The sequence below is a fragment of the Bacillus sp. FSL P4-0290 genome, assembly GCF_037975435.1.
GTDB classification, from domain to species: domain Bacteria; phylum Bacillota; class Bacilli; order Bacillales; family Bacillaceae; genus Bacillus; species Bacillus subtilis.
In genome coordinates this window covers 2,517,853-2,534,232 of sequence record NZ_CP150253.1, presented here as the reverse complement: position 1 = coordinate 2,534,232, position 16,380 = coordinate 2,517,853, and the positions used below count along the sequence as shown (strand labels likewise).

At 44.8% G+C, this 16,380-nt stretch carries 18 protein-coding genes; 17 read left to right on the top strand and 1 reads right to left on the bottom strand.

The features are described from left to right. Positions 1-2 precede the first annotated feature (2 nt). The 7 genes from rlmN (at position 3) to spoVM (ending at position 6,243) form a co-directional block, all read left to right on the top strand. Complete coding sequence (rlmN, locus tag MKY10_RS13190; protein WP_015252110.1) at positions 3-1,094, top strand: 23S rRNA (adenine(2503)-C(2))-methyltransferase RlmN; 1,092 nt, start codon at positions 3-5, stop codon at positions 1,092-1,094. Positions 1,095-1,100: 6 nt separating this feature from the next. Continuing rightward, positions 1,101-1,865 (top strand): protein-serine/threonine phosphatase PrpC, encoded by a 765-nt coding sequence (gene prpC, locus MKY10_RS13185; RefSeq protein WP_048654879.1) that lies wholly within the window; start codon positions 1,101-1,103, stop codon positions 1,863-1,865. Then, the gene (gene prkC, locus MKY10_RS13180; protein ID WP_015252109.1) at positions 1,859-3,805 is read left to right on the top strand and encodes a serine/threonine protein kinase PrkC; all 1,947 of its coding nucleotides are present in this window, start codon (positions 1,859-1,861) and stop codon (positions 3,803-3,805) included. The genes prpC and prkC overlap by 7 nt, the downstream gene beginning before the upstream one ends. A 14-nt stretch (positions 3,806-3,819) precedes the next feature. Next, the gene (gene rsgA / locus MKY10_RS13175) at positions 3,820-4,716 is read left to right on the top strand and encodes a ribosome small subunit-dependent GTPase A (RefSeq protein ID WP_015715871.1); all 897 of its coding nucleotides are present in this window, start codon (positions 3,820-3,822) and stop codon (positions 4,714-4,716) included. 4 nt (positions 4,717-4,720) lie between these two features. After that, a complete protein-coding gene (gene rpe / locus MKY10_RS13170; protein WP_003232058.1) occupies positions 4,721-5,374 on the top strand; it encodes a ribulose-phosphate 3-epimerase in 654 nt (217 codons plus the stop codon). Positions 5,375-5,446: 72 nt separating this feature from the next. Then, positions 5,447-6,091, top strand: coding sequence for a thiamine diphosphokinase (locus tag MKY10_RS13165; protein ID WP_014479765.1), 645 nt, complete (start codon positions 5,447-5,449; stop codon positions 6,089-6,091). Positions 6,092-6,162: 71 nt separating this feature from the next. Further along, a complete protein-coding gene (gene spoVM / locus MKY10_RS13160; protein WP_003221545.1) occupies positions 6,163-6,243 on the top strand; it encodes a stage V sporulation protein SpoVM in 81 nt (26 codons plus the stop codon). Positions 6,244-6,315: 72 nt separating this feature from the next. On the opposite strand, the gene rpmB is transcribed toward spoVM, so the two are convergent. Next, a complete protein-coding gene (gene rpmB, locus MKY10_RS13155; RefSeq protein WP_003221548.1) occupies positions 6,316-6,504 on the bottom strand; it encodes a 50S ribosomal protein L28 in 189 nt (62 codons plus the stop codon). A 276-nt stretch (positions 6,505-6,780) separates the two neighbouring features. Here rpmB and MKY10_RS13150 point away from each other — a divergent pair, with 276 nt between their 5' ends. The 10 genes from MKY10_RS13150 to acpP all read left to right on the top strand — a co-directional run bounded on the left by MKY10_RS13150 (position 6,781) and on the right by acpP (position 16,287). Beyond that, entirely contained in the window at positions 6,781-7,143 is a 363-nt protein-coding gene (locus tag MKY10_RS13150; protein ID WP_003232054.1) for an Asp23/Gls24 family envelope stress response protein, read from the top strand. 15 nt (positions 7,144-7,158) lie between these two features. Then, the gene (locus tag MKY10_RS13145) at positions 7,159-8,820 is read left to right on the top strand and encodes a DAK2 domain-containing protein (RefSeq protein WP_015252107.1); all 1,662 of its coding nucleotides are present in this window, start codon (positions 7,159-7,161) and stop codon (positions 8,818-8,820) included. A gap of 138 nt (positions 8,821-8,958) precedes the next feature. Then, positions 8,959-9,621 (top strand): L-serine ammonia-lyase, iron-sulfur-dependent subunit beta, encoded by a 663-nt coding sequence (sdaAB, locus tag MKY10_RS13140; RefSeq protein WP_003232050.1) that lies wholly within the window; start codon positions 8,959-8,961, stop codon positions 9,619-9,621. 25 nt (positions 9,622-9,646) lie between these two features. Then, positions 9,647-10,549, top strand: a complete 903-nt coding sequence (sdaAA, locus tag MKY10_RS13135) for an L-serine ammonia-lyase, iron-sulfur-dependent, subunit alpha (RefSeq protein WP_003232049.1) — start codon at positions 9,647-9,649, stop codon at positions 10,547-10,549. Beyond that, positions 10,527-12,575 (top strand): ATP-dependent DNA helicase RecG, encoded by a 2,049-nt coding sequence (recG, locus tag MKY10_RS13130; protein ID WP_015252106.1) that lies wholly within the window; start codon positions 10,527-10,529, stop codon positions 12,573-12,575. Before sdaAA ends, recG begins: the two co-directional genes overlap by 23 nt. A gap of 108 nt (positions 12,576-12,683) precedes the next feature. After that, on the top strand, positions 12,684-13,250 hold the full coding sequence (gene fapR / locus MKY10_RS13125; RefSeq protein ID WP_003232044.1) for a transcription factor FapR: 567 nt from the start codon (positions 12,684-12,686) through the stop codon (positions 13,248-13,250). A 13-nt stretch (positions 13,251-13,263) separates the two neighbouring features. Then, positions 13,264-14,265 (top strand): phosphate acyltransferase PlsX, encoded by a 1,002-nt coding sequence (gene plsX / locus MKY10_RS13120; protein ID WP_339225882.1) that lies wholly within the window; start codon positions 13,264-13,266, stop codon positions 14,263-14,265. A gap of 18 nt (positions 14,266-14,283) precedes the next feature. Next, positions 14,284-15,237 carry an ACP S-malonyltransferase gene (gene fabD / locus MKY10_RS13115; RefSeq protein ID WP_003245314.1) on the top strand — a complete coding sequence of 318 codons (954 nt, stop codon included), beginning with the start codon at positions 14,284-14,286 and terminating at the stop codon, positions 15,235-15,237. Beyond that, entirely contained in the window at positions 15,230-15,970 is a 741-nt protein-coding gene (gene fabG / locus MKY10_RS13110) for a 3-oxoacyl-[acyl-carrier-protein] reductase (RefSeq protein ID WP_003232035.1), read from the top strand. Before fabD ends, fabG begins: the two co-directional genes overlap by 8 nt. An 83-nt stretch (positions 15,971-16,053) precedes the next feature. Next, entirely contained in the window at positions 16,054-16,287 is a 234-nt protein-coding gene (gene acpP / locus MKY10_RS13105) for an acyl carrier protein (protein WP_003154310.1), read from the top strand. Positions 16,288-16,380: the final 93 nt, after the last annotated feature.

The window sequence follows — 16,380 nt, the reverse complement described above, 5'->3', positions numbered from 1 at the left end:
CAATGGCAGAACTTAATAAAACAAAAGTAAGAAAAGAATTGCGGACAGAGCGTCCGTCTATTTATTCTTTTGAATTAGATGAAATCAAACAATGGCTGACAGACAATGGAGAGAAACCGTTCCGTGCAGCCCAGATCTTTGAATGGCTATATGAAAAACGCGTATCTTCTTTTGAAGATATGACAAACCTCTCAAAGGATCTGCGTGAGAAATTAAACACTCACTTTGTGTTAACAACGCTGAAAACGGCTGTTAAACAAACCTCTCAAGACGGTACGATGAAGTTTTTGTTTGAGCTTCATGACGGTTATACCATCGAAACCGTTTTAATGAGACACGAGTATGGCAATTCTGTATGTGTAACGACACAAGTCGGCTGCCGTATTGGCTGCACATTCTGCGCGTCAACGCTTGGAGGCTTAAAACGAAACCTTGAAGCAGGGGAAATTGTCGCTCAAGTAGTCAAAGTGCAAAAAGCTCTTGATGAAACGGATGAACGCGTCAGCTCTGTCGTGATCATGGGAATCGGCGAACCTTTTGATAACTTTAACGAAATGCTCGCTTTCTTGAAAATCATTAACCATGACAAGGGCCTGAATATCGGTGCTCGCCATATTACGGTCTCTACGAGTGGAATCATCCCGAAAATTTACGAATTTGCTGATCAGCAAATGCAGATTAACTTTGCAATTTCTCTGCACGCGCCGAACACAGAAATCAGAAGCCGTTTGATGCCGATTAACAGAGCATATAAACTGCCTGATCTAATGGAAGCCGTTAAATATTATATTAATAAAACAGGACGCCGTATCAGCTTTGAATACGGGCTGTTCGGAGGCGTAAACGACCAGGTGGAACACGCCGAAGAGCTTGCCGACTTGCTGGAAGGAGTCAAATGCCACGTGAACTTGATTCCGGTAAACTACGTGCCTGAACGGGACTATGTGCGCACACCGCGTGATCAGATTTTTGCTTTTGAAAAAACGCTGAAATCCCGCGGAGTAAATGTCACAATCCGAAGAGAGCAAGGACATGACATTGACGCAGCCTGCGGTCAGCTTCGCGCGAAGGAGCGTCAAGACGAGACGAGGTGATGAGGGTTGTTAACAGCCTTAAAAACAGATACAGGAAAAATCCGCCAGCATAATGAAGATGATGCGGGGATATTCAAGGGGAAAGATGAATTTATATTAGCGGTTGTCGCTGATGGCATGGGCGGCCATCTTGCTGGAGATGTTGCGAGCAAGATGGCTGTGAAAGCCATGGGGGAGAAATGGAATGAAGCAGAGACGATTCCAACTGCGCCCTCGGAATGTGAAAAATGGCTCATTGAACAGATTCTTTCGGTAAACAGCAAAATATACGATCACGCTCAAGCCCACGAAGAATGCCAAGGCATGGGGACGACGATTGTATGTGCGCTTTTTGCGGGGAAAACGGTTTCTGTTGCCCATATCGGAGACAGCAGATGCTATTTGCTTCAGGACGATGATTTCGTTCAAGTGACAGAAGACCATTCGCTTGTAAATGAACTGGTTCGCACTGGAGAGATTTCCAGAGAAGACGCTGAACATCATCCGCGAAAAAATGTGTTGACGAAGGCGCTTGGAACAGACCAGTCAGTCAGCATTGACACCCGTTCCTTTGATATAGAACCCGGAGACAAACTGCTTCTATGTTCTGACGGACTGACGAATAAAGTGGAAGGCACTGAGTTAAAAGACATCCTGCAAAGCGATTCAGCTCCTCAGGAAAAAGTAAACCTGCTTGTGGACAAAGCCAATCAGAATGGCGGAGAAGACAACATAACAGCAGTTTTGCTTGAGCTTGCTTTACAAGCTGAAGAGGGTGAAGATCAGTGCTAATCGGCAAGCGGATCAGCGGGCGTTACCAAATTCTCCGCGTTATAGGTGGCGGGGGAATGGCCAACGTGTATTTAGCTGAGGATATCATTCTAGACCGTGAAGTCGCAATTAAAATCCTGCGGTTTGACTATGCAAATGACAATGAATTTATCAGACGTTTCCGCAGAGAAGCCCAATCCGCATCAAGCCTCGATCACCCGAATATTGTCAGCATTTACGATTTGGGCGAGGAAGATGATATTTATTATATTGTCATGGAATACGTTGAAGGCATGACGCTTAAAGAATACATAACAGCAAATGGGCCGCTTCACCCTAAAGAAGCGCTGAACATCATGGAGCAAATTGTCTCAGCCATCGCTCATGCCCATCAAAACCAGATTGTTCACAGAGACATCAAGCCGCATAACATTTTGATTGATCATATGGGAAATATCAAAGTAACGGATTTTGGAATTGCGACGGCACTAAGTTCGACCACAATCACCCATACCAATTCAGTTCTGGGCTCGGTCCATTACTTATCACCTGAACAGGCCCGAGGCGGCTTAGCCACAAAGAAATCGGATATTTATGCGCTTGGAATCGTTCTATTTGAGCTTTTAACCGGCCGTATTCCGTTTGATGGAGAGTCAGCAGTCAGCATCGCCTTGAAGCATCTTCAAGCGGAAACTCCTTCGGCAAAAAGGTGGAATCCATCGGTCCCCCAAAGCGTTGAAAACATCATACTCAAGGCAACTGCCAAAGATCCTTTTCATCGCTACGAAACGGCTGAAGACATGGAAGCAGACATAAAAACAGCTTTTGATGCCGACAGACTCAATGAAAAGAGATTTACGATTCAAGAAGATGAAGAAATGACAAAAGCGATACCTATCATTAAAGATGAAGAACTCGCTAAAGCTGCTGGCGAAAAAGAAGCTGAAGTGACAACCGCACAAGAAAACAAAACAAAGAAGAACGGCAAAAGAAAAAAGTGGCCGTGGGTTTTGCTCACGATATGCCTCGTTTTTATCACAGCTGGAATTCTTGCTGTCACTGTTTTTCCGTCGCTTTTCATGCCTAAGGATGTCAAAATACCTGATGTCTCCGGAATGGAATACGAAAAAGCCGCAGGGCTCTTGGAAAAAGAAGGTTTACAGGTTGATTCCGAGGTGTTGGAAATCTCAGATGAAAAAATTGAAGAGGGCCTGATGGTAAAAACGGATCCTAAAGCGGATACCACAGTCAAAGAAGGCGCCACGGTCACCCTTTATAAGAGCACCGGAAAAGCAAAAACGGAGATCGGTGATGTGACAGGCCAAACGGTCGACCAGGCAAAAAAAGCGTTGAAGGACCAAGGGTTTAAACATGTAACGGTAAATGAAGTAAATGACGAGAAAAACGCGGGCACTGTCATTGACCAAAATCCTTCAGCAGGGACTGAGCTTGTCCCGAGTGAAGATCAAGTCAAACTTACAGTCAGTATCGGACCCGAAGACATTACGCTTAGAGACTTGAAAACCTACAGTAAAGAAGCAGCGTCTGGATATCTGGAAGACAACGGATTGAAGCTTGTAGAAAAAGAAGCATACTCAGATGATGTTCCAGAAGGACAGGTTGTCAAACAAAAACCAGCAGCAGGTACGGCAGTAAAGCCGGGGAACGAAGTTGAAGTGACATTCTCTCTCGGACCAGAGAAAAAACCTGCGAAAACAGTGAAAGAAAAGGTCAAGATCCCCTACGAACCAGAAAATGAAGGGGACGAGCTTCAAGTGCAAATCGCGGTTGACGATGCGGATCACAGCATCTCTGACACTTACGAAGAATTTAAGATAAAAGAGCCGACTGAACGAACGATCGAACTAAAGATTGAACCCGGCCAAAAAGGGTACTATCAAGTAATGGTAAACAATAAAGTTGTCAGCTACAAAACCATTGAGTATCCGAAAGATGAATAACAAGGAGGGAAAATATGCCTGAGGGCAAAATTATTAAGGCGCTAAGCGGCTTTTACTATGTACTGGATGAATCAGAGGATTCAGATAAAGTAATACAATGCAGAGGAAGAGGCATTTTCAGAAAAAACAAAATTACCCCTCTTGTCGGTGATTACGTTGTGTACCAGGCTGAAAATGACAAAGAAGGATATCTAATGGAAATTAAAGAAAGAACCAACGAGCTTATCAGGCCGCCAATTTGCAACGTTGATCAAGCGGTCCTGGTTTTCTCAGCGGTTCAGCCTTCTTTCAGCACGGCATTGCTCGACCGCTTCCTGGTTCTCGTTGAGGCCAATGATATTCAGCCGATTATATGCATTACTAAAATGGATCTGATTGAAGATCAAGATACAGAAGATACGATACAAGCCTATGCAGAGGACTATCGGAATATTGGTTATGACGTATACCTTACCTCCTCTAAGGACCAAGACAGTTTAACGGACATCATCCCGCATTTTCAGGATAAAACAACGGTATTTGCCGGTCAGTCCGGTGTTGGGAAATCCTCGCTTCTCAACGCGATCAGTCCGGAGCTTGGATTAAGAACAAACGAGATTTCTGAGCATTTGGGCCGCGGGAAACACACAACCCGCCACGTGGAGCTGATTCATACGTCCGGAGGTTTGGTTGCAGATACACCAGGATTCAGCTCGCTTGAATTTACAGACATTGAGGAAGAAGAGCTGGGCTATACCTTCCCTGATATCAGAGAAAAAAGCTCTTCATGCAAATTTAGAGGCTGTTTACATCTGAAAGAGCCGAAATGCGCGGTGAAACAAGCTGTTGAAGACGGAGAATTAAAGCAGTATCGCTATGACCATTATGTTGAATTTATGACGGAGATTAAAGACAGAAAGCCGAGGTATTAGCATAATGATAAAGGTTGCACCATCTATTCTTTCCGCTGATTTTGCCGCTTTAGGCAATGAGATTAAAGATGTAGAAAAAGGCGGAGCCGATTGTATTCATATTGATGTTATGGACGGCCATTTTGTCCCGAATATCACAATCGGTCCGCTGATTGTAGAAGCCGTCCGGCCGGTAACGGATCTGCCGCTTGATGTCCATTTAATGATAGAAGAGCCGGATCGTTATATCCCGGCTTTTGCGAAAGCAGGCGCAGATATCCTGTCTGTGCATGCTGAGGCATGTCCGCACCTGCACCGTACCATCCAGCTCATTAAAGAGCAAGGAGTGAAGGCCGGAGTGGTTCTAAACCCGCATACCCCTGTACAAGTCATCGAGCATGTTTTCGACGATCTCGATCTTGTTCTTTTAATGACGGTGAACCCGGGCTTCGGCGGGCAGAAATTTATTCATTCAGTCCTTCCTAAAATAAAAGAGGTTAAGCGAATGGCGGATGAAAAAGGAAAAAAAGATCTGTTAATTGAAGTAGACGGCGGCGTCAACAAAGAAACCGCTCCGCTCGTCATTGAAGCGGGCGCAAATTTACTCGTTGCCGGTTCAGCTGTTTATGGCCAGTCTGACCGCAAAAAAGCAATTTCTGAAATCAGAGGAAGTAAATAAGCAGCTTTAGAAAAGAGCTGGGCATACAATAGCCTAAGCTCTTTTTCCTGTATGCAGAGAAAGGAATCAGAGATGAAAACAATTAATATCGTTGCGGGAGGCCCGAAAAATCTCATTCCCGATCTAACCGGCTATACGGACGAACACACGCTTTGGATCGGTGTTGACAAAGGCACCGTCACTCTCTTAGATGCCGGGATCATTCCTGTTGAAGCCTTCGGAGATTTTGACAGCATAACGGAGCAAGAACGCCGGCGAATAGAAAAAGCCGCTCCCGCCCTTCATGTGTATCAAGCAGAAAAAGATCAAACAGATTTAGACCTCGCCCTTGATTGGGCGCTGGAAAAGCAGCCGGATATTATTCAGATTTTCGGCATTACAGGCGGCAGAGCTGATCATTTTTTAGGAAACATTCAGCTACTGTATAGAGGTGTAAAAACGAACATAAAAATTAGGTTGATAGACAAACAAAATCATATTCAAATGTTTCCTCCTGGTGAATATGATATTGAGAAGGATGAAAATAAGCGATATATCTCCTTCATACCGTTTTCCGAAGACATACATGAGCTGACCCTGACCGGTTTTAAATATCCTCTAAATAATTGTCATATTACGCTCGGTTCAACACTATGTATTAGTAACGAACTCATTCATTCACGAGGTACTTTTTCGTTTGCAAAAGGCATATTAATAATGATAAGAAGCACGGATTAAGCATGTGCTTTCATTCAATTGCTGAAAACAATGAACAAGGCGGTTACGGGACGTTATAGGAGGGGACAAAAATGAAATTTTACACCATTAAATTGCCGAAGTTTTTAGGAGGAATTGTCCGGGCGATGCTGGGCTCATTTAGAAAAGATTAATGCCCAGGGGTTCAAAGCCCTCTTTCACCACATAAAAACGCCTGCCACATATCGGGGCAGGCGTTCATTTTGTTATACACGCTCAACTTTACCGGATTTCAAAGCTCGAGCAGATACATATACTTTTTTAGGTTTTCCGTTCACAAGGATACGAACCTTTTGAAGATTCGCGCCCCAAGTGCGCTTAGAAGCGTTCATTGCGTGAGAACGGTTATTCCCAGCTGTTGTTTTTTTACCTGTGATAACGCATTTACGTGCCATTTGTTTCCCTCCTCACTTGCACAAAACATCTACTTTTTAACATTCATATAATCTTAGATGCTTTCGATATGGATACTTTAAATAATTTACCACAGCTAAAAAACGTTTGCAACTATTGTTTCATCATCTTTCAAGAAAATTCACTTGACATCTTGCGGAAACAGCAGCGCTATAGTATATGTAGAGGTACGGCCAGCGATTATTGCCTGGTCTTTTCATAATGGAAACCATATAGTAGAATAGCTGTAACTCTATGCATTCGAAGGAGGAACTAGTGTGTCCATTGAATTAAGAACGAAGTACGGACAGATTGATATATCTAATGAAGTCATCGCGATGGTTGCAGGAGGCGCGGCGGTTGACTGTTACGGCATTGTCGGCATGGCCTCTAAAAACCAGATTAAAGACGGACTGACTGAAATCCTTCGGAAAGAGAATTTCAGCAGGGGTGTCCAAGTTCGCCAAGAAGGAGAACAGATACATATCGACATGTATATCATTGTCAGCTACGGCACGAAAATTTCTGAAGTGGCACATAATGTCCAAACAAAAGTAAAGTACACAGTAAATCAAACCATCGGACTGGCAGTGGACTCTGTCAATATTTATGTCCAAGGCGTACGAGTGACGAACCCGTAGTTAGGAGGAGTAGGATTGTCTATCAGAACATTAAACGGCAGAACCTTTGCCGAGATGATTCTTGCGGGAGCGCAGAATCTGTCTCAAAATGCCAGTGCAGTTGATGCACTGAACGTGTTTCCGGTGCCGGACGGTGATACGGGAACAAATATGAACCTGTCGATGACTTCCGGAGCAAGAGAAGTTGAACAAATGGATACGGATGATATCGGGAAGGTGGGTTCCGCGTTATCTAAAGGGCTGCTCATGGGAGCACGCGGAAATTCAGGAGTGATCCTATCCCAATTGTTCCGCGGATTTAGCAAAAGCATTGAAACGAAAAAAGAAATTAATGCACTTGAGTTTGCCGCTGCGCTGCAAGCAGGTGTAGACATGGCGTATAAAGCTGTCATGAAACCTGTAGAGGGCACCATTTTAACAGTTGCAAAAGACGCTGCAAAAAAAGCGATGATCTTAGCAGAAAAAGAAACCGATATCACTGCGCTGATGATTGCAGTGACAGAAGAAGCAGAGGCGTCTTTAAACCGCACCCCTGAATTGCTACCTGTCCTAAAGGAAGTAGGAGTTGTCGATAGCGGGGGCAAAGGCCTGCTCTGTGTGTATGAAGGTTTCCTTGCTTCATTAAAAGGTGAAACTGTACCTCAGAAAGCAGTTCTTCCGTCACTTGACGACATGGTCAGCGCAGAGCATCACAAGAGCGCGCAAAGCATGATGAATACCGAAGATATTGAATTTGGATTCTGTACCGAAGTGATGGTTAGGCTTGATCAGACAAAAAGAGAGTTCGACGAAGGCACGTTCAGGCAAGACCTCAGCCAGTTCGGAGATTCTCTGCTTGTGATTGCGGATGAATCGCTGGCGAAGGTTCATATTCATGCTGAAGAGCCGGGAAACGTGTTAAACTACGCCCAGCATTACGGTGAATTGATCAAAATAAAAATAGAAAATATGAGAGAACAGCATACCTCTATCATCAGTCAAGAAAGCAAACCTGCAGACAACGAAACACCGCCGGCAAAACAGCCGTATGGCATTGTGACTGTAGCGATGGGAGAAGGAATTTCAGACCTATTCAAAAGCATTGGCGCTTCTGTTGTGATTGAAGGCGGCCAGACCATGAACCCAAGCACTGAGGATATTGTTGATGCCGTGAAGTCTGTAAATGCAGATACGGTATTTATCCTGCCTAACAACTCCAACATTATCATGGCTGCTAACCAAGCGGCCAGCGTAGTGGATGAACAGGTTTTTGTCATTCCTGCTAAAACGGTTCCGCAAGGGATGTCAGCTCTGCTGGCTTTTAACCCGGATCAAGAAGCTGAAGCGAACGAGGCCAATATGCTAAGCGCCATTCAGCAAGTAAAAAGCGGACAGGTGACGTTCTCAGTCAGAGATACTCATATTGACGGTAAAGACATTAAAAAAGGCGACTTTATGGGCATTCTGAATGGAACGATTATCGGCACTTCTGAAAATCAGCTGTCAGCCGCGAAATTGCTGCTGTCAGAAATGATCGGAGAAGATGATGAAATCGTGACCATTCTATATGGTGAGGATGCGTCTCAGGAAGAAGCTGAGCAGCTTGAAGCGTTTCTCAGTGAAAAGTACGAGGAGATTGAGGTTGAGATCCACAATGGGAAACAGCCTCTGTATTCGTATATAGTTTCAGCAGAATAGAAGGGCAATTTGCCCTTCTATTCTTATGTCTGCTTTTAAGTGCGGCAGCGCTGTAACGCGCCCGCTTGCCATTTTATATCTGATCAATTAGTCTAGAAGCAAAGCGCTAATAAGCTCTGGTTCATAAGGAGGAATAGCATGAAATACAGAAGCGTTTTTGATATTATCGGCCCGGTTATGATCGGTCCGTCCAGCTCTCATACAGCGGGAGCTGCTAGAATCGGGAGAGTGGCCAGAAGTTTATTTGGCAGAGAGCCTGAGCGCATCATTGTATCTTTTTACGGCTCGTTTGCGGAAACGTATAAGGGCCACGGCACAGATGTCGCGATTATCGGTGGATTGCTTGATTTTGATACATTCGATGAACGGATTAAAACCGCTATACAAATTGCAGAAGCTAAAGGAATTGATATAGAGTTTCGGGTAGAAGACGCAGTCCCGGTCCATCCGAACACAGCAAAAATCACCATTTCTGATGAAAAGGGTGAGCTGGAACTGACGGGTATTTCGATTGGCGGAGGAAAGATTGAAATCACAGAATTGAATGGTTTTGAGCTCCGGCTGTCAGGAAATCATCCGGCCATATTAGTTGTTCATAATGACAAGTTTGGCACAATTGCCGGTGTTGCCAATGTTCTGGCGAAATTTTCAATCAACGTAGGACATATGGAAGTAGCCCGGAAAGATATCGGCCAGCTTGCGCTGATGACAATAGAGGTCGACCAAAATATTGACGACCACATTCTCGACGAGCTGTCGAAACTGCCGAATATTATTCAAGTGACAAAGATTGCTGACTAGCGAAAAGGGTCAGGAGGAGCCAGTTATGTTTCGTAATGTAAAAGAATTAATTGAGATTACTAAAGAAAAACAAATATTGATCTCTGATGTGATGATAGCTCAAGAGATGGAAGTAACAGAAAAAACAAAAGAGGACATTTTTCAGCAGATGGATCATAACCTGTCTGTTATGGAAGCGGCGGTTCAGAAAGGACTCGAGGGAGTTACGAGCCAAACGGGCTTAACAGGCGGAGATGCCGTTAAATTGCAGGCCTATATTCGATCAGGAAAAAGCCTGTCTGGCCCGCTGATTTTAGATGCTGTATCGAAAGCCGTTGCAACAAATGAAGTAAATGCAGCCATGGGAACCATCTGTGCGACACCGACTGCAGGTTCTGCCGGTGTGGTGCCCGGTACGTTATTTGCTGTAAAAGAAAAGCTGAATCCAACAAGAGAACAAATGATCCGCTTTTTGTTTACAGCCGGGGCTTTCGGATTTGTCGTGGCCAATAACGCAAGCATTTCCGGCGCCGCCGGAGGATGTCAGGCAGAGGTTGGATCAGCTTCAGGTATGGCGGCTGCGGCCATTGTTGAAATGGCAGGAGGAACACCCGAACAAAGCGCGGAAGCCATGGCCATTACATTAAAAAATATGCTAGGCCTCGTGTGCGACCCTGTTGCAGGGCTTGTTGAGGTGCCTTGCGTGAAACGGAATGCGATGGGCGCGTCAAATGCGATGATTGCCGCTGATATGGCATTGGCGGGCATTACAAGCCGTATTCCATGTGATGAGGTTATCGATGCCATGTATAAAATAGGCCAAACGATGCCAACTGCACTTAGAGAAACAGGCCAGGGCGGTTTAGCGGCAACACCGACAGGAAGAGAATTAGAGAAAAAAATTTTCGGAGGAGCGCTAGGTTCACGTGAAACAACATCAGCAAACTAGTATAGCTAACATTAAGGGTATTGGGCCGGAAACAGAAAAAACATTGAATGAACTCGGTATTTATGACATTTCTGATCTTCTGAATTATTTCCCTTATCGCTATGATGACTACGAGCTGAGGGATTTAGAAGAAGTAAAGCATGATGAAAGAGTCACAGTTGAAGGGAAGGTTCATTCAGAGCCTTCTCTTACCTATTACGGAAAAAAACGAAACAGGCTGACATTCAGGCTTCTGGTCGGCCACTATTTAATTACAGCCGTATGTTTTAACCGGCCTTATTTGAAGAAGCAGCTTTCGCTCGGCTCTGTGGTGACGGTTTCAGGTAAATGGGACAAGCACCGCCAAACCATCTCTGTTCAGGAGTTGAAAAACGGGCCGCATCAAGAAGACAAAAGCATTGAACCAGTGTATTCTGTGAAAGAAAATGTTACCGTCAAAATGATGAGGCGGTTTATTCAGCAGGCGCTGACCCAATATGCAGACTCACTTCCTGATCCTCTTCCGGAAAAGCTAAGAAAAAGCTATAAACTGCCTGACTATTATCAAGCGTTAAAAGCAATGCACCAGCCTGAAACAAGGGAAGCATTAAAGCTTGCCAGACGGCGGTTTGTTTATGAAGAATTTTTGTTGTTTCAGTTGAAAATGCAGGCGTTCCGAAAGGCGGAAAGAGAGCAGACACAAGGGATACGGCAGCGTTTTTCAAACGAAGAACTCATGAGATTTATCAAAAGCCTCCCGTTTCCCCTCACAAACGCCCAGTCACGCGTTCTTCGCGAAATAACAGCAGACATGTCTTCTCCATACAGAATGAACCGTCTTCTTCAAGGGGACGTTGGATCAGGAAAAACGGCAGTCGCCGCCATTGCACTGTATGCCGCGATCCTATCCGGATACCAAGGAGCGCTCATGGTGCCGACAGAAATTCTGGCCGAGCAGCATGCTGATTCGCTCGTTTCGCTATTTGAAAAATGGGACGTCAGCGTTGCTCTTTTGACAAGCTCTGTTAAAGGGAAGCGGCGAAAAGAACTGCTTGAGCGTCTTGCGGCGGGTGAGATTGATATTCTTGTAGGAACCCACGCTTTAATCCAAGACGAGGTGGAGTTTAAGGCGCTGAGTCTCGTTATTACTGATGAACAGCACAGATTTGGAGTTGAGCAGCGCAAAAAGCTTCGGAACAAAGGGCAGGATCCCGATGTTCTCTTTATGACAGCCACTCCAATCCCAAGAACGTTAGCGATCACAGTGTTCGGTGAAATGGATGTATCTGTCATCGATGAGATGCCGGCTGGACGAAAGAGAATCGAAACCTATTGGGTAAAACATGACATGCTGGATCGTATATTGGCATTTGTCGAAAAAGAATTAAAGCAAGGCAGGCAGGCTTATATCATCTGTCCGCTGATTGAAGAATCAGACAAGCTTGATGTGCAAAACGCCATTGACGTGTACAATATGCTTTCTGATATTTTTCGGGGAAAATGGAATGTCGGCCTTATGCATGGAAAGCTGCATTCCGATGAAAAAGACCAGGTCATGAGAGAATTCAGCGCAAATCACTGTCAAATTCTCGTATCAACCACTGTTGTGGAGGTTGGCGTGAATGTTCCGAATGCAACGATTATGGTGATTTATGACGCCGACCGTTTCGGGCTATCACAGCTTCACCAGCTGCGCGGCCGTGTTGGACGGGGTGAGCATCAATCTTTCTGTATTCTGATGGCTGATCCAAAATCAGAAACAGGGAAAGAACGGATGAGGATCATGTCGGAAACCAATGACGGTTTCGAGCTGTCTGAAAAGGATCTGGAACTGAGAGGTCCCGGTGATTTCTTCGGGAAAAAACAAAGCGGAATGCCGGAATTTAAAGTGGCGGACATGGTTCATGATTACAGAGCGCTTGAAACGGCAAGGCAGGATGCTGCGAATCTTGTGGCTTCTGACGCGTTCTGGAAGGAGCCGGAATACGCTGTGTTAAGAGATGAATTGCTGAAGAGCGGAGTAATGGACGGGGAAAAATTAAGCTGAGTATCAGAAGTTTTTGGTGTTCAGCCAGAAACAATCGTTGCATTCCAATCTATGAAATTATATACTACTATTAGTACCTAGTCTTAATTGTCCGGATGGTGTTTAGATATGAGAAGAAATAAGAGAGAACGCCAGGAATTACTTCAGCAGACGATTCAAGCAACCCCCTTTATTACAGATGAAGAACTAGCGGGTAAATTCGGGGTGAGCATCCAGACGATACGTTTGGACCGCTTAGAGCTTTCCATACCTGAACTGAGAGAAAGAATTAAGAACGTGGCAGAGAAAACACTTGAGGACGAAGTGAAGTCCCTGTCACTTGATGAAGTTATCGGAGAAATTATTGACCTTGAGCTGGATGATCAGGCGATATCCATTTTAGAAATAAAACAGGAGCACGTGTTCAGCCGGAATCAGATTGCGAGAGGACACCATTTATTTGCACAGGCGAATTCTTTGGCCGTTGCAGTCATTGATGACGAGCTGGCGCTGACTGCAAGTGCAGACATCCGCTTTACAAGACAGGTAAAGCAGGGTGAACGTGTCGTAGCAAAAGCGAAAGTGACGGCTGTCGAAAAAGAAAAAGGAAGAACGGTTGTCGAAGTGAACAGCTACGTTGGCGAAGAAATTGTTTTTTCTGGACGCTTTGACATGTATCGTTCAAAACATTCATAAAGGTGGAGCATGCATGAGAATAGCTGTAGATGCAATGGGAGGAGACCACGCTCCCAAAGCTGTTATTGACGGAGTTATAAAAGGTATAGAGGCATTTGATGATCTCCATATCACACTTGTCGGTGACAAAACAACGATAGAATCACATTTAACAACTACATCAGATCGCATCACGGTGCTGCACGCAGATGAAGTGATTGAGCCTACGGATGAACCTGTCCGTGCCGTGCGAAGAAAAAAGAACTCATCTATGGTTCTTATGGCGCAGGAGGTTGCGGAAAACAGAGCTGACGCATGCATTTCAGCAGGAAATACCGGTGCATTAATGACAGCCGGTCTCTTTATTGTCGGAAGAATTAAAGGAATTGACCGTCCGGCGCTTGCCCCGACACTTCCGACTGTTTCGGGAGACGGATTTCTTCTCCTTGATGTCGGCGCCAATGTCGATGCCAAACCGGAGCACCACGTTCAATATGCCATCATGGGTTCTGTTTATTCTCAGCAAGTGCGCGGTGTCACTTCACCGAGAGTCGGACTTTTAAATGTCGGAACAGAAGATAAAAAAGGAAACGAACTGACGAAGCAGACGTTCCAAATTTTAAAAGAAACAGCAAACATCAATTTTATCGGAAACGTGGAAGCGCGAGACCTTTTAGATGATGTGGCGGATGTTGTAGTAACAGACGGCTTTACCGGGAATGTTACACTCAAAACGCTGGAAGGCTCTGCGTTGTCAATTTTTAAAATGATGAGAGACGTAATGACGTCTACTTTGACATCCAAGCTTGCAGCAGCTGTGCTGAAACCAAAATTGAAAGAAATGAAAATGAAAATGGAGTATTCGAATTATGGCGGAGCAAGTCTTTTTGGCTTAAAAGCGCCTGTGATCAAGGCGCACGGCTCTTCAGATTCAAATGCTGTATTCCATGCGATTCGGCAAGCAAGAGAGATGGTCAGCCAAAATGTGGCTGCGCTCATTCAGGAAGAAGTGAAAGAAGAAAAAACAGATGAGTAGTCTGGAGGTTTTTACATCATGAGTAAGATTGCATTTTTATTCCCGGGTCAGGGATCACAATTTATCGGCATGGGAAAAGAGCTTTATGAGCAGGTGCCTGCTGCAAAGCGTCTGTTTGATGAAGCCGATGAAACGTTGGAAACAAAACTCAGCTCGCTTATTTTTGAGGGGGATGCTGAAGAATTAACACTTACATACAATGCGCAGCCTGCTTTGCTTACGACAAGCATCGCTGTTCTTGAGAAATTTAAAGAATCTGGCATTACACCTGATTTCACAGCAGGACACAGCCTTGGTGAATATTCTGCACTGGTTGCGGCTGGCGCTCTGTCTTTCAAAGATGCTGTTTATACTGTCAGAAAGCGCGGAGAGTTTATGAATGAAGCGGTGCCGGCTGGCGAAGGAGCAATGGCTGCGATTCTCGGCATGGATGCTGAAGCATTAAAGCAAGTAACCGATAAAGTCACAGAGGAAGGCAACCTTGTACAGCTTGCGAATCTCAACTGTCCTGGCCAAATCGTCATTTCCGGAACAGCTAAAGGGGTTGAGCTTGCATCTGAACTGGCAAAAGAGAACGGCGCAAAACGCGCAATTCCGCTTGAAGTAAGCGGTCCGTTCCATTCTGAACTGATGAAACCGGCTGCTGAAAAGCTGAAAGAGGTATTGGACGCCTGTGACATAAAAGACGCTGACGTTCCGGTCATCTCAAATGTTTCTGCTGACGTGATGACTGAAAAAGCAGATATCAAAGAAAAACTTATTGAGCAGCTTTACTCTCCGGTTCGTTTTGAGGAAAGCATTAACAAGCTGATCGCAGAGGGTGTTACGACTTTTATTGAAATCGGTCCCGGAAAAGTGCTTTCAGGCCTTGTGAAAAAAGTGAATAGACGGTTAAAAACAATTGCTGTATCAGATCCGGAAACGATCGAGCTGGCAATTCAAACGCTTAAGGAGGAGAATGATAATGCTTAATGATAAAACGGCTATTGTCACTGGCGCATCCCGCGGAATCGGCCGCTCAATCGCCCTTGATCTGGCAAAAAGCGGAGCAAATGTTGTCGTGAACTACTCCGGCAATGAAGCGAAAGCAAATGAAGTGGTAGATGAAATCAAATCAATGGGCAGAAAAGCAATTGCTGTAAAAGCGGATGTATCAAATCCCGAAGATGTACAAAACATGATAAAAGAAACATTGTCTGTTTTTTCTACGATTGACATTCTGGTTAATAATGCGGGAATTACAAGAGACAATCTCATCATGAGAATGAAAGAAGACGAATGGGATGACGTCATTAACATTAACCTGAAGGGTGTTTTCAACTGCACAAAAGCTGTTACAAGACAAATGATGAAACAGCGTTCAGGCCGCATTATTAACGTATCGTCTATCGTCGGCGTCAGCGGAAACCCTGGACAAGCCAACTACGTGGCTGCAAAAGCCGGCGTCATCGGTTTAACCAAATCTTCTGCTAAAGAGCTCGCCAGCCGAAATATTACGGTAAACGCAATAGCGCCAGGATTTATCTCAACTGATATGACAGATAAACTTGCAAAAGACGTTCAAGACGAAATGCTGAAACAAATTCCGCTCGCGCGCTTTGGTGAACCTAGCGATGTCAGCAGTGTTGTCACGTTCCTAGCTTCAGAGGGAGCTCGTTATATGACAGGCCAAACGCTTCATATTGACGGCGGAATGGTGATGTAAGTTTTTTCTCGAAAATTTCATCGTAGTTTCTCTAGTTTTTTAAAAACGAATCCACTATAATACTTGAGGGGAGGTGAATTGCTATGGCAGACACATTAGAGCGTGTAACGAAAATCATCGTAGATCGCCTTGGCGTTGATGAAGCAGACGTCAAACTTGAAGCTTCTTTCAAGGAAGACTTAGGTGCTGATTCCCTAGATGTAGTTGAGCTTGTTATGGAACTTGAAGACGAGTTTGATATGGAGATTTCTGACGAAGATGCTGAAAAGATTGCAACAGTCGGCGACGCTGTGAACTACATACAAAACCAGCAATAAGCTGATGCTAAAAGTCCCGCCGAAACGCGGGGCTTTAGCCCTTTATTCGTGCAGTTATTACAGCATGCCGCTTTTACGCGCGCTGTATCCGGT